This window comes from Microbacterium sp. AC132, from assembly GCF_979258525.1.
In genome coordinates, this window is sequence record NZ_OZ409862.1 from 2,169,082 (window position 1) to 2,183,093 (window position 14,012).

Here is a 14,012-nt window from a genome sequence, read left to right on the forward strand (position 1 = left end):
AACTTGGAGGCGCGGCGTTCGCCCGAGAGGGTGCCGGAGAAAACACGCGCCGATACCCTGGATGCATGACTCAGCCGCAGGGTGCCCTCCTCGTGGGCAGTGTGAACTTCGACGACGCCGAGACCACGATGCGCATCGCCGCCGAACTGCTGGGTCCGCGACTCCGCCGCATCCCCGACGGTGAGGTCGGCAAGCGATTCCACTGGATCATGTTCCAGCCCGACGTGCTCGGCGAGGCCGACGGCATCGAGCGCATCGGCGACGAGCCCATCCCGTTCAGGGCCGGCATCGACGCTCGACCGCTGCGCATCGCCGACGGGGTGGATGCGGCGAGCATCCAGCTCCCGCCGCTGGGATATGCGGATGCCGCGATCGAGTCGTATGCGATCTTCTCGCGCCTGCGAGACGAGGGCGTCGTACCTGCCGCGACCCGCTTCCAAGTCTCACTTCCGACGACGGTCGCGGTCGTCTCGTCATTCTTCTTCGGCGATGACCGCGCCGCCATCGATCCGGTCTACACCGCCGCGCTGCGGCGCGAGGTCGACAGCATCCTCGCGGCGATCCCGCATGACGACCTCGCGATCCAGTGGGACGTGGCGAGCGAGATGGGGATCATCGAGGCCGCGCCGGCGTTCGGGCGGGTCATGGACGTGTGGTGGGAGGGCGACCCGTTGCCCGGTCTCGTCTCGCGCCTCGCAGGACTGATCGACGCCGTGCCGGCCGACGTCGAGGTCGGAGTGCACCTCTGCTACGGAGACGTCGCCGAGAAGCACTTCTTCGAGCCGACGGATGCGGCGAACCTCGTCCGCTACGCGAACGCCGTGATCGCCGCATCGGCCCGCCCGCTGACCTGGCTGCATCTGCCCGTGCCGATCGAACGCGATGACGAGGCGTACTTCGCGCCCCTCGCCGACCTCGCGTACGACGGTGAGCTGTACCTGGGGCTCGTTCATCGCGAAGATGGCGCGGAGGGAGCGGAGCGGCGGATCGCCGTGGCCCAGCGCTTCGCTCCGCAGTTCGGCGTCGCGACGGAGTGCGGCATCGGCCGGGCCCCCGAGGGGACGACCGACGGCATCCTGCGCACGCACGCGGAAGTCGCCGCCGCCTGGTGATCCGGTGCTGACCCACTCGATTCGCGCCGTGGCGCGGGTTGTCGTAAGCTAGTCCGCGGTGACGTGTCCGAGCGGCCGAAGGTGCAACTCTCGAAAAGTTGTGTAGGGTAACCCCCTACCGTGGGTTCAAATCCCACCGTCACCGCCACCACGAAGGCCCCGCATCCCCTGGAAACACTGGGATGCGGGGCCTTCGTCATGCCTGGAGTCTCGGTTTCGGTAACGCAGCGGTAACGGACTTATGCGAACGCCTAGGGCTCATCCCCGGCGGTTCAGGCCGCGAGTGCCGCCTCGAGAGTGGTCGTTGCCATGCCGAGAGCTTCGCCCACGAAGGCATTCGTGAGGTGACCCGCGTGGGTGCTGAGCCCCTTGGCGAGTGCCGCATCGGCCCGCACCGCCTCGTGCCAACCTCGGTCGGCCAGAGCGACTGCATACGGCAGGGTGGCATTCGTGAGCGAGATCGTCGACGTGCGCGGAACCGCTCCGGGCATGTTCGCCACGCAGTAGTAGATGGCGTCATGTACCGGGAAGGTGGGGTTATCGTGAGTCGTCGGACGTGACCCTTCGAAGCAACCGCCCTGATCGATGGCGATGTCGACGAGGACCGATCCGGGCCGCATGCGCGCGACCATGGCGTCGGTGACCAGCTTGGGGGCGGCTGCGCCCGGGATGAGAACCGACCCGATGACGAGATCGGCATCCGCGAGGTTCTCTGCGATCGTGTAGGGATTGGAGCGAAGAGTCGTGACTCGACCATCAAAACGCGCTTCGAGGGCACGGAGCCGGGAGAGGTTCACGTCGAGAATCGTGACCTCAGCCCCGAGCCCGACCGCCATCGCCGCGGCGTGCTCGCCGGCGACGCCACCGCCGATAACGACGACCTTGCCCTTGGGGGTGCCGGGCACTCCACCCAGAAGAAGACCTCGACCGCCTTGGGTGCGCATCAGCTGGTTCGCGCCGACCTGGGCAGACAAGCGCCCTGCGACCTCTGACATGGGAGAGAGGAGGGGCAGGCTGCGATCAGGCAGCTGCACCGTCTCGTAGGCGATCGCCGTCGTCCTGCTGTTCAGCAGAGCCTGTGTCAGGGGTGCGTCCGCTGCGAGATGCAGATAGGTGAAGAGGATCTGCCCGTCCCGCATCAGGGGGTACTCGCTGCCGATCGGCTCCTTGACCTTGAGAATCATGTCGGCAGCGGCCCAGACGGCCGAGGGGTCAGCGGCGAGCGTCGCCCCCGCCTGCTCGTACTCGTCGTCGGAGAAGGCGCTTCCCAATCCTGCGCCGGATTGCACGATGACGAAGTGGCCGTGGTCGACGAATTCGGCGACCCCCGCTGGTGTCACCGCGATCCGATTCTCGTTGTTCTTGATTTCCGTGGGGACACCGACGATCATCTCGTCCTGCTTTCTTGGTGTTGTTCGTGGTCTGACGATGCGCAGGCGCAGCGCTGCACCCGGAGGTCGACTCTGCGGCAGGTCTGCCACCGAGCTGTGGGCGCACGGCACCGCATCGAGCGCAGTGTCGTCTCCCGAGATCATGCGCGGCGCATCCCCCGGGCAGAGGTGCGCGCGGCACGGTGATGTCGAGAGGGATGTGCTTCACGCACACGTGTTGCGTCGCGCTAAGCGGTGAGGTGGATGTGGCCACGCACTGCTTCGCGTCGACGCGTCGAAGCAAGCGACCGAGTGATCGGTACGCGTTGCACCGCAGGCAGTGAAACCATGTGCGTCATGCACATGACGGCGATTCCCGAGCAAATATAGTCTCGCTGCACGCTCTAGAGATTCATTCACGTCACAAGACACAGCTGAAAGGCAGGGCACATGAACGATGAGGTTCTGATCGAGGATCCGAAACGCTACGTCGAAGAGTTCGTCGCCGAGCACGGGATCAAGGTGATCAAGATCGGTGCGCCCGACATCGACGGTCTGTGGCGAGGGAAGCGCTTGTCGGCGCAGTACTTCGTGGAGTCAGCGTTCCAGGCAGGCACGAATATCTGCAACATTCTCTTCGGATGGGATATCCAGGACGCGAGTATCCCGAACCTGACGTTCACCGGCTGGCACAGCGGATATCCCGACGTGAACCTCCGCCCGGATCTCACGACGCTCCGTACGGTTCCCGGGGAGCCGGGAGTGGCGTCGGTGATCTGTGACATCTACCAGCCCGATGGAACGCCGCTGGCATTGTCTCCACGAGGCGTGCTCCGGCGGGTGCTCGACCGGGCCAAGTCACTCGGCTATGAACCGGTGTGCGCCTACGAGTTCGAGTTCTATCTCTTCGAGGGAACGCCGCGGGAGCTTGCGCGTCGTGGCTGGCGCGATCTCGAGCCGATCTCGAGCGGGAACCACACCTACAACATGTATCGCGATTCCGGCACTGAGTATGTGATCGGACTCATTCGCGATCGCCTGGCGGAGCAGGGCGTCTTCATCGAGGCGAGCAACAGCGAACATGGCGCAGGACAGTTCGAGGTGAACATCCACTACGGCGATACGTTGCGGGCCGCGGACAGTGCGCTGATCCTGAAGCATACGGTCAAAGAGATCGCGGCAGCTCACGGACTGACTGCGTCGTTCATGGCGAAGATTCGGCCGGATCAGGCCGGCTCATCGGGACATGTGCATCAGAGCCTCGTCAGTGTCGAGGATGGTGATGCACTCTTCGCCAATCCGGAGAACCCCATCGAGCTGAGCGAGATCGGTCAGGCGTATCTCGCCGGACTTGTAGCCGGCGCCAGAGACTTCACGGCGCTTTACCTTCCGACGATCAACTCGTACAAGCGCGTTGAGGGCGGTCAGTGGGCCGGCTCGAGCGCCACGTGGGGTCTCGACAACCGGACGGTCGCCATTCGCAGCATCCCGTCTGCCGGACCGGCGGCGCGTGTGGAGAACAGGGTCCCGGGTGCCGACGCCAATCCGTATCTGGTTCTCGCGGCGAACGTCGCTGCCGGGCTCAGCGGGATCGAACGGAAGTTGACTCCGCCTCCGGCCGTCACCGGCAATGCGTACGAGCAGGACGACGACGCGTCGCCGCGACTGCCGCATTCTCTGGAAGCCGCCACGGAGGTCTTCGCTGAGAGCGCGCTCGCGAAGGAGTACTTCGGGGAGGACTTCGTGCAGCACTTCGCCGAAACGCGCAGGTGGGAAGTACGACAGTTCCAGAAGACCGTCACCGAGTGGGAGACGGCGCGCTACCTCGAGCACATCTAGATCCATCCCACACCACCGTTCTCGAAAGAAAGCAGAAAAGTAGAATCATGGGAAACCGACTTGAAGGACGTTTCGCCGCAGTCACCGGCGCCGCCAGCGGTAATGGACGTGCGATCGCGGAGAAGCTCTTGGCGGACGGCGCGAAGCTCGCCGCCATCGACCTCAACCTGGACGCGCTCGAAAAGGTGTTCGGGGGCAGGGACGACGTCATCAACATCCAGGCGAACGTCGCCGATGAGGTCAGCGTGAGGGCAGGGTTCGCGAAGATCGGTGAGGAGTTCGGTCGTCTGGACGTCCTCGTCAACAACGCCGGTATCGTAAAGTTCGGCACGTTCGAAGATCTCTCGGTCGCGGAATGGGATCAGGTCTTCGCCGTCAACTCGACTGGCCCGTTCATCGTCTCCCGCGAGGCGTACCCGCTGCTGAAGGCGGGCGACGGGGATCACACCCGTGCGATCGTGAACATCACGTCCGTCGAGGCGCATATCGTGATCTCTTCGAGCGGACATCCTCAGATCCACTACAACGCGTCCAAGGGTGCCCTGCTTCAGCTGACGCGTGCTCTTGCTGTCGAGGCTGCCTCATCGGGAATCCGCGTGAACGCGGTCGCTCCCGGATTCATCGAGACGCCGTTCACCGCCGAGACTCTGGGGAACGAAGAGGTGCGCAACTGGCTTCTCGAGCGCACTCCGATGGGACGTATCGGCAAGCCGGAGGATGTGGCAAACGGTGTAGCCTTCCTCGCCTCGGATGACGCGAGCTGGGTAACGGGAACGACGCTGTTTGTCGACGGTGGTTGGACGATCTACTGATGTCTCGTCCTCTCATCGCCGTCACCGCAGACCGGAGTTCTCAGCCGTCGGCCTTCGGCCCGCGGGACTCGACCCTGCAGGTGCTCAACTACTCCGAGGCGATCGTCTCGGCCGGTGGGCGGCCTGCACTCCTTCCCGCGACCGAGGTCATTCCTGAGGACCTTCTCGACGGCTTCGACGGTCTCATGCTCACGGGAGGGGGAGACCTGTCGCCTGAGATGTACGGGCAGGAGGCGGCTGACGCCGCTTACGGCATCAGCCCGATCCGAGATCGTTTCGAAACCGCGCTCGTGCGCGAAGCGCAGGAGCGCGGAATCCCGATCCTGGCCATCTGCCGTGGCCTTCAGCTGGTCAACGTCTTGCGCGGGGGCACGCTCGTTCAGCACCTCGACGGGCACTGGCAGTCGCGCGCCTCCGATGAGGCGGATCACGACGTGGAGATCGAGCAGGGGTCACGATTGGCCCAGATTGTGGGCGGCACATCAATGGGCGTCAACAGCTACCATCACCAGGCCATCGACCGCCTGGGTGCAGGCCTCGTCGTGACAGCCCGCGCCGGTGAGGTGGTCGAAGCCGTCGAGGATCCGACGGCCGACCTCGTCGCGGTGCAGTGGCATCCAGAACATCTGTTCCGCACATCGATCAACAATCACGCGCTCTTCGACGACCTGGTTCGCCGCGCCAGCGTGTGCAGGGAAAGGAAACCGGCTCATGTCTGACAACGAAACCCTCGCCGAGTTCGACTTCCACGGGAAGGCTCTCGACACCATCTTCGACGAATACGCGAAGATGCACGAGGCGAAGCCGGTGGGACACAGCTCCAAGTACGGCGGCTTCTGGTACATCTCCAAGAGCGATGACATCTTCGACGCCGAGCAGGATCCGGAGACGTGGTCGGTTGGCCCGTCGATGCTCCTCCCCTCGTTCGGCACCGACATGCCGCTCATCCCGATCGATATCGATCCTCCCACCCATGGGGGGTTCCGAAAGCTGCTGCTTCCGATGTTCACCCCGATGGCGATCGCGAAGCTGGAGCCGGGGATGCATGCCACCGCGGTCGAGCTCTCGAACCAGGTGAATGCAGCGTTCCAGTCAGACGGTGTGGTCGATGTCTCCTCGGCGTTCGCGCGACCGTACCCGACGATCATCTTCAGTCGGCTCGCGGGGTATCCGGAAGCGGATTGGCCGCTCTTCGATCAGTGGGTCGACGACATCATCTACGAGCGCACGGTGTCTCCGGAGACAGCGGCCGCGGCGTCGAACGACCTGATCGCCTACGTGCAGCGACTTATCGATGACGGCCGTTCGGGAACCGAGTTGCAGGGCATCAGCGGAGAACTGCTTCGGGCGACCATCGACGGTCGCCCTCTCACCGATGACGAGCTCACCTCCTACGGCTACCTGCTCTTCCTCGCGGGGCTGGATACCACGGCGTGGGCGATCCGTTCGTCGCTGTGGTATCTCGCGGGGAACAAGGAAGCACAGGCGCTGTTGCGTCGGGAGCCGGAGCGCATACCCGATGCGACAGAGGAGTTCCTCCGCACCCTGTCTCCGGTTCAGGCTATGGCGCGGACTGCCTTGCGCGACACGACCGTTCGCGGGCAGGAGATCAAGGCGGGCGAGCGGGCGATCCTCGTCTTCGGAGCGGGCAACCGCGACCCGGAGACCTATGAGAACCCGAACGAGATCGACATCACGCGGGAGAACAATCGCCATCTGGCGTTCGGTGGGGGCATCCACCGTTGTCTGGGTTCCAATCTCGGGCGCAAGGAAGTGAACATCTCGATGCAGCATTTCCTCGCGACGATTCCGGAGTTCGAACTCGCTGAAGATGCACCCTGGCATGGCGTCGGTCCCCTTCGCCTGCGACTGACCGGAGGTGAGTGATGACTGAGGTATGGGTCGATCCAGCGCGCTGTCAGGGGCATGCCCGGTGTTACATGTTGGCACCGGAGACGTTCTACATCGATGACGAAGGATACGGGCACGTGATTGAGGGGCGCGAAGGCTCCTACGAAGAGGAGAACGTCCGTAAAGCCATCCGCAACTGCCCTGAGCGCGCTATCAAGCTAGTGGAGTCGGGAGCATCGTGACGGGGCCTCTCGTGGTCGTCGGGGCTTCGGTCGCGACGACCGCCTTCATCGAACGGCTCCGTGAGCTTTCCTGGACTGATCCGGTGAGGGTGATCGACAGCGACCCGGATGCTCCTTACGACCGACCACCGCTGTCGAAGCACTACTTGATCGACGGCGAGGTTGAGGACATCGCCGTCGACTGGACCGATCTTGACGTGGAGCTCACCCGAGGGCGGGCGACCGGCGTCGATGCCGTCGGAGCGACCGTCACGGTCGAGCATCCGGACGGCACCGAGGAGGTCGTACCCTTCGGTCGACTCGTCCTCGCCACAGGGGCTCTACCGGTGCGTCTGCCGATCGAGCCGGAGGAGACGACTGTGCTGCGCAGCGCCGCTGACGCCAGGAGCCTCCGAGCGAGGACGTCGGCAGGGGAGTCGGTGGTGGTCATCGGGGCAGGTGCGATCGGCGTCGAGCTCGCGTCGTCCCTGGCCGCGCGCGGCTCTCGCGTGTCGCTGCTCGATCGCGCATCCGGTCCACTCGAGCGACTGCTCGCCGGCCACTTGAAAGAGGAAACCTCAAGGTGGCTCAGCGAGGCGGGGATTGACTGTCACTGGGAGGCCGACATCTCGCGCATCAGCGCCGTAGAAGGTGGATGGGTGGTCGAGCTTGCAGACGGCGCCGAGCTCTGCGGAGACGTTCTGATCAGCGCAGTCGGTGCGAGGCCGGCAGTCGAATGGTTGCGGGAGAGTGGGCTCCTCACCGGAGGGGCGCTGGTCGTCGACGATGAAGGGCGCGTCATCGCGGATGGCACCGCCCTCCCGAACGTCTTCGGGATCGGCGACGCGATCAGTTTCCGAGGGCTCGACGGTGCGCTGTGCCGCACCGAGAGCTGGGCGGAAGCACGACAACACGGCACACGACTCGCAGAGAACATCAGCGGGAGCGAACCTCAAGCTGCGCCCTTGCCATACTTCTGGACCGAGATCGCCGGGCGGAAACTTCAGGTGGTCGGAACCCTCCGCATGGGTGCGGTCACGTCGCTCGAGATGGAGAACCCCGACCGCCGCGCGGCGCTCTATCGTGTGGGGGACGAGGGGGCGGAGCCAGCCTGGATCGGGGTGAACGCCCAACCTCGGATCGCGAAGCTCCTCATGGGCGTGTAGATCGAAGCGGAGGGAAGAAACGGGGCATGTGCATCACGCACATGCCCCCGTTTCTTTGGGTACTTCCTGCACGCCGCTCGCGGGCCCGCGTCGGGGAGGGTTGATCTGTGATGGTGCGGAGGACTACCGCTCCCCGGTGAGAAGAGGATCGATGACGAACCTGGCTATTCCCGTATGGAATCCTGCAACCGAACTGCAGTTCGATTCCGTTCGTTCATTCAGCCGCGATGAAGTCGATGATGCGATCGCGCGGGCAGTCGAAGCGCAGAAGGCGTGGGCGCGTCTGCCTATCTCCGGCCGGCAGCAGTTCCTCTACGACCTCGCGGACTCCATCTCCGCGCATCGCGATGAGCTCGCCTCGTTGGAGTCGCGCGACGTCGGCAAGCCCCTCAGAGCTGCGCTCGCCGAAGCAGACAGCGTGGCCGCGGTCTTCCGCTACTACGCAGGCGTGATCGACAAACTCACGGGAGAGACGATCCCCGTCGACGGGGGCGTCGCCATGACCTTCCGTGAGGCAGTCGGCGTCGTCGGTGTGATCACCCCTTGGAACTTCCCGCTTCCGATCGCGAGCTGGAGCATCGCGCCGGCGCTCGCCGCTGGCAACGCCGTCATCGTCAAGCCCGCCAGCATGACGCCGATGTCGACCAGAAGGCTCGGAGAGCTCGCGGCAGAGGTCTCGCCGATCCCGGACCTGCTCCAGGTGGTCACCGGCAGCGGCGCCGAGGTCGGAGGGACGTTGATCGATGACCCCCGCGTCGGCAAGATCAGCTTCACGGGATCGACAGAGGTGGGACGTTCGATACTACGATCCAGTGCCGACACCATGAAGCGGGTGACGCTCGAGCTGGGGGGCAAGTCTGCCAACGTCGTCTTCGCGGACGCCGATATCGACCAGGCAGCCGCCGCCGCTCCCTGGGCAGTCTTCGACAACACCGGTCAGGATTGCTGCGCCCGAAGCAGGATCCTGGTGCAGAGGCCGGCCCTCGAGCGCTTCATGGAGGGCTTCGTAGAAGCAACCCGGGCGCTCCGCATCGGAGACCCATCCGACCTTTCCACGGATCTCGGGCCGCTGGTCTCGGCCGAGCATCGGCAGACCGTCTCATCTTTCGTCGATGATCGGCTGGATCTCGTCTACCGCGGTGAGACGCCGACTGGACCCGGTTACTGGATGGCACCTCATATCGCCATCGACGAAAATGCAACCACCCGAGCGGCTTCAGAAGAGATCTTCGGCCCGGTCGCGGTCGTCATCCCCTTCGACACGGAGGAGGATGCGATCCGTCTGGCGAACAACACGATCTACGGGCTGAGCGGCTCGGTCTGGACGCAGGATGTTGGACGTGCGTTCCGCGTCGCTCGTGGCATCGAGAGTGGCACGATCTCGGTCAACTCGAACTCCTCGATCCGCGTGCAGGTGCCGTTCGGTGGGTTCAAGCAGTCCGGTATCGGTCGCGAACTGGGAATGGAGGGCGTCAGGGGATTCACAGAGCCCAAGTCGGTCTTCATCTCGACGGGATCATGACGATCGATCTGGGCATCGACGAGGGGGGACGCACGATGACCGATAGCGAGACGGCTGAGCTGAGCATCCTGTTCGGAAGCCAGACGGGCAATGCCGAGTACCTCGCCTACCAGATCCATGCGAAGTCCGTGAAGAATGGCCTGGATGCAGGTTACGCATCTCTGAATGACTGGCTTGCCGACAGGGCGAGCGGAGTCAAGAGACTGCTCGTTGTGACCTCCACTCACGACAACGGCCACATGCCGGACAACGCCGCGGAGTTCTGGTCCTGGTTGCAGACGCTCGAGGGCGGCGCGCTGGACGGCTTGCCCTATGCGGTGCTGTCGATCGGTGATTCGATGTACGAGGACTTCTGCAAGGCGGGCCATGACATCGATCAGCGTCTGGAAGAACTCGGTGCCGTTCGCATCGTGGAGAGCATCGACTGTGACATCGACTTCGAGTTCAGCGCGGAGCGATGGGCGACACCGGCTGTACAGTCGCTCATCGACGCAACCGCATGGGATGGGTCGCTGCCGACGGAGTTGCCGCACGAGGCTGACGAAAAGCAGAGCCAGAGTGCGATCGGCGATCAGGCGTGCACAGCACGTATCACTGCATCGCGCGTGCTCTCGGCGCCGGGATCGACGAAGCGCGTCACCCATTACGAGCTGAGTTTCGATGCTGGCGGCTTCGACTACGCGCCGGGCGACTCCCTTTCCGTATTCGTCCAGAACAGCGATGCGCTTGTCGACCGGTGGATCGGACACTTCGGGGACCAGGAGCTCGCCGGAGGCTCCTTGAGGCAGGTACTCACTCACGAAGTCGAACTGCGACTTCCGCATCCCGGTCTCGTGGTCGGGCTGGCACGCCGGTGCCCGGAGAGTTCCCAGGCGGCAGCGATCGTGGCGCTCCTTCAATCGGGCGATCGGGAGGCGCTCGATGCATGGCTCTGGGGGCGAGACGTTCTGGATGTGGTGATCGACCTCGGGTGCGCGGACCTGTCCGTTGTGGAGATCATGCAGGAACTCCGCCCCCTGCAGCATCGGGACTACTCGATCTCATCGAGTCCGCTCCGAGATGACGGGCAGGTGCATCTCACGGTCGCCGGTGTGGAGTACGAGAGCCCGTACGGCCGCCACGCGGGTGCTGCGACGGACTATCTTCGAGCCCGGGCGGAAGACGGGCGAGAGTTCGAGGTGAGGCGCGTCCCGGCTCACGAATTCCGCCTCCCCGCCGATGACGTCCCCGTGATCATGATCGGTCCGGGTGTGGGCGTCGCGCCGTTCCGCGCGTTCCTCCGTGAACGAGACGCGCGGGGGCTGCCGGCGACAATTGGTTGTTCTTCGGAGATCAGCACCGCGCGTTCGACTGGTTGTATGAGGATGAGTTCGGTGATCTGCAGCTGCGGGGCATCCTCAGCCGCGTCGATCTCGCCTTCTCGCGCGACCAGGCCGCCAAACGCTACGTTCAGCACGCGATGCGCGAGAACGCGCGGGAGCTTCGCAAGTGGGTGGACGCGGGGGCGTACATCTTCGTCTGTGGTGACAAGGCCCGGATGGCTGCCGATGTCGATCGAGCGCTCGCGGAGATCCTGGGGGCCGGAGACGCGGTGGCGGGGGACACGTTGGTCGCCGAGCTCAAGCGTGCCGAGCGGTACGTCAAGGACGTCTACTGAGCGTCTGAAGGTGCCGCTTGCGAGCGAAGGGGTGGCGGTCCTGTCCAGACCGCCACCCCTTCGGTGTTCAGGCAGGACGCTCCGACGTGGAGAGTGCGAGCCAAGTCTGGACCACGGTGTCCGGGTTCAGCGACACCGACTGGATTCCCTGACGGACCAGCCACTCGGCGAACTCCGGATGATCACTCGGGCCCTGCCCGCAGATTCCGATGTACTTGTCGTTGCGTGCGCACGCGTCGATCGCCAGCGACAGGAGCTTCAACACGGCTGGATTTCGCTCGTCGAAGAGGTCCGCGACGATCGCACTGTCGCGGTCCAGCCCGAGGGTGAGCTGGGTCATGTCATTCGAGCCGATCGAGAACCCATCGAAGTACGCGAGGAACTCGTCCGCGAGCAACGCATTCGCGGGGAGCTCGCACATCATCATGATCTTGAGCCCGTTCTCTCCTCGACGAAGTCCGTGCTCGCCGAGAAGCTCCGTCACCGCGGACGCTTCCTCCACTGTGCGCACGAACGGCACCATCACCGCGACGTTTTCCAGCCCCATCTCATCCCGGACGAACCGGATGGCTTCGCACTCCATCTCGAAGCACCCGCGGAAGCCTTCGGATATGTACCGAGACGCACCGCGGTAGCCGAGCATCGGGTTCTCTTCGCGGGGCTCATACCGTTCGCCGCCGAGGAGGTTCGCGTACTCGTTCGACTTGAAATCCGAGAGGCGGACGATCACCGGCGCGGGAGCGAAGGCGGCCGCGATCGTCGACACGCCTTCAGCGACGCGCTGCACGAAGTATTGACGCGGACCGGCATACGCGGATGTGCGCTGCTCGATCTCCTCGCGAAGCGTATGCGGAAGTGATGACAGCTCGAGGAGCGCCTTCGGATGGATGCCGATCTGCCGATTGATGATGAACTCGAGCCTTGCGAGGCCGACACCGTGGTGAGGGAGTCGGGAGAAGGCGAATGCCTGGTCCGGTGTGCCGACGTTCATCATGATTCGCACGGGCGGGTCGGGCATCTCATCGAGGTGAGTCGTCTCCTCGACGAAATCGAGGAGACCGGCGTAGATTCGGCCGACGTCGCCCTCTGCGCAGCTGACCGTGACATCGATGCCGTCCGTGAGGATGTCAGTCGCGTCTCTCACGCCGACGACAGCAGGGATACCGAGTTCTCGTGCGATGATGGCGGCGTGGCAGGTGCGCCCTCCGCGATTCGTCACGATCGCGGAGGCACGCTTCATGATCGGCTCCCAGTCGGGGTCCGTCATATCTGCGACGAGGACGTCCCCCGTGCGGAACTGGTCCATGTCTGCGATGTCGTTCAACACCTTCACGGGTCCTGACCCGATCCGCTGACCGATCGCCCTTCCTTCCGCGACGACAGAGCCCGCCGTTATCAACCGGAATCGAGAGATCGTGTTCTGCGTGGCTCGGGAGACAACAGTTTCAGGGCGCGCTTGCAGGATGTAGAGCTCGCCATCCACGCCATCCTTGGCCCACTCGATGTCCATCGGCCTGTCATAGTGCTGTTCGATCGTCAACGCCTGGCGGCCAAGTTCTTCGACTTCAGCATCGGTGAGCGAGAACCGCCTTCTGTCGGAATCGCGGACGTCTGTGAAGACCGTGCTGGCGCCAGGCTCGCGACTGTCGGTGTATCGCATCGCGATCGCCTTGTCGCCCACAGTCCGCTTCAGGATCGCGGGTCTCCCGGCGCGGAGCCCCGGCTTGGAGACGTAGAACTCATCGGGGTTGACCGCGCCCTGCACGACGGCCTCGCCGAGTCCGTAGGCGCTGGTGATGAAGACCGCCTGATCGAAACCCGACTCGGTGTCGACGGTAAACATGACCCCTGAGGATCCGACATCGGAACGAACCATTCGTTGCACTCCCACGGAGAGCGCAACCTCCTCCTGGTCGAAGCCCTGGTGCACCCGGTAGGCAATCGCGCGATCGTTGTAGAGGGAGGCGAACACCGATCGCACTGCGATCAGGATGTTCTCGATCCCTCCGACGTTCAGGAAGGTCTCCTGTTGCCCGGCGAATGAGGCGTCAGGAAGGTCTTCCGCGGTCGCGCTGGAACGGACAGCCCACGTGACCGAGTCCGGCTCCGGATCCGACTCCACGAGCCGCTGGTATGAGTCGCGGATCTCGCTCTCGAGTGACTGCGGCAGCGGATGCTCCATGATGAGGCGCCGGATCTCTGCACCGATACGGGTGAGCTCGCGGATGTTCTCGATGTCCACTCCGGCGAGCATGCCGTCGATGGTGCCGGCGAGAGAGTCGTGCGCCAAGAAGTCCCGGTAGGCCGATGCTGTCGTCGCGAAGCCACGCGGCACCCGTACGCCGAGTGCGCTCAAATGGGACACCATCTCGCCCAATGAGGCGTTCTTGCCTCCGACCTGAGGCAGATCGGCCATACCCAGTTGCTCGAACCAGAGGATGTTGGTCATGGTGGTCTCCTTC

The 14,012-nt window shown here is 64.3% G+C and carries 11 protein-coding genes, 1 tRNA gene and 1 pseudogene; 11 read left to right on the forward strand and 2 right to left on the reverse strand.

Annotated elements, in window-relative coordinates:
* Positions 1–65: 65 nt before the first annotated feature.
* Positions 66–1,112 carry a hypothetical protein gene (locus tag ACZZZQ_RS10270; protein WP_463507493.1) on the forward strand — a complete coding sequence of 349 codons (1,047 nt, stop codon included), beginning with the start codon at positions 66–68 and terminating at the stop codon, positions 1,110–1,112.
* A 57-nt stretch (positions 1,113–1,169) separates the two neighbouring features.
* Positions 1,170–1,260: transfer RNA gene (locus ACZZZQ_RS10275), tRNA-Ser, on the forward strand.
* A gap of 124 nt (positions 1,261–1,384) precedes the next feature.
* Here ACZZZQ_RS10275 and ald read toward each other — a convergent pair.
* Positions 1,385–2,503 carry an alanine dehydrogenase gene (gene ald / locus ACZZZQ_RS10280; protein ID WP_311258460.1) on the reverse strand — a complete coding sequence of 373 codons (1,119 nt, stop codon included), beginning with the start codon at positions 2,501–2,503 and terminating at the stop codon, positions 1,385–1,387.
* Positions 2,504–2,932: 429 nt separating this feature from the next.
* On the opposite strand from ald, the gene ACZZZQ_RS10285 reads away from it, so the two are divergent.
* The 9 genes and pseudogenes from ACZZZQ_RS10285 (at position 2,933) to ACZZZQ_RS10325 (ending at position 11,550) form a co-directional block, all read left to right on the forward strand.
* Positions 2,933–4,321, forward strand: a complete 1,389-nt coding sequence (locus tag ACZZZQ_RS10285; protein ID WP_311258461.1) for a glutamine synthetase family protein — start codon at positions 2,933–2,935, stop codon at positions 4,319–4,321.
* A 47-nt stretch (positions 4,322–4,368) separates the two neighbouring features.
* Positions 4,369–5,133 carry an SDR family NAD(P)-dependent oxidoreductase gene (locus ACZZZQ_RS10290; protein ID WP_463499029.1) on the forward strand — a complete coding sequence of 255 codons (765 nt, stop codon included), beginning with the start codon at positions 4,369–4,371 and terminating at the stop codon, positions 5,131–5,133.
* Positions 5,133–5,852, forward strand: a complete 720-nt coding sequence (locus ACZZZQ_RS10295; protein ID WP_311258463.1) for a gamma-glutamyl-gamma-aminobutyrate hydrolase family protein — start codon at positions 5,133–5,135, stop codon at positions 5,850–5,852. The genes ACZZZQ_RS10290 and ACZZZQ_RS10295 overlap by 1 nt, the downstream gene beginning before the upstream one ends.
* Positions 5,845–7,020 (forward strand): cytochrome P450, encoded by a 1,176-nt coding sequence (locus ACZZZQ_RS10300; protein ID WP_311258464.1) that lies wholly within the window; start codon positions 5,845–5,847, stop codon positions 7,018–7,020. The genes ACZZZQ_RS10295 and ACZZZQ_RS10300 overlap by 8 nt, the downstream gene beginning before the upstream one ends.
* Entirely contained in the window at positions 7,020–7,226 is a 207-nt protein-coding gene (locus tag ACZZZQ_RS10305; protein ID WP_311258465.1) for a ferredoxin, read from the forward strand. The genes ACZZZQ_RS10300 and ACZZZQ_RS10305 overlap by 1 nt, the downstream gene beginning before the upstream one ends.
* Complete coding sequence (locus tag ACZZZQ_RS10310) at positions 7,223–8,371, forward strand: NAD(P)/FAD-dependent oxidoreductase (RefSeq protein WP_311258466.1); 1,149 nt, start codon at positions 7,223–7,225, stop codon at positions 8,369–8,371. The genes ACZZZQ_RS10305 and ACZZZQ_RS10310 overlap by 4 nt, the downstream gene beginning before the upstream one ends.
* A 151-nt stretch (positions 8,372–8,522) precedes the next feature.
* Positions 8,523–9,893 carry an aldehyde dehydrogenase family protein gene (locus ACZZZQ_RS10315; RefSeq protein WP_311258467.1) on the forward strand — a complete coding sequence of 457 codons (1,371 nt, stop codon included), beginning with the start codon at positions 8,523–8,525 and terminating at the stop codon, positions 9,891–9,893.
* Positions 9,894–9,928: 35 nt separating this feature from the next.
* Positions 9,929–11,023: pseudogene (locus ACZZZQ_RS10320) on the forward strand (flavodoxin domain-containing protein); the annotation flags it as partial.
* 188 nt (positions 11,024–11,211) lie between these two features.
* On the forward strand, positions 11,212–11,550 hold the full coding sequence (locus ACZZZQ_RS10325; RefSeq protein ID WP_463507494.1) for a hypothetical protein: 339 nt from the start codon (positions 11,212–11,214) through the stop codon (positions 11,548–11,550).
* A 67-nt stretch (positions 11,551–11,617) separates the two neighbouring features.
* Here the strand turns inward: ACZZZQ_RS10325 and ppsA are convergent, their stop codons facing one another.
* Positions 11,618–13,999, reverse strand: a complete 2,382-nt coding sequence (gene ppsA, locus ACZZZQ_RS10330) for a phosphoenolpyruvate synthase (RefSeq protein WP_463499036.1) — start codon at positions 13,997–13,999, stop codon at positions 11,618–11,620.
* Between the last annotated feature and the right edge of the window lie 13 nt (positions 14,000–14,012).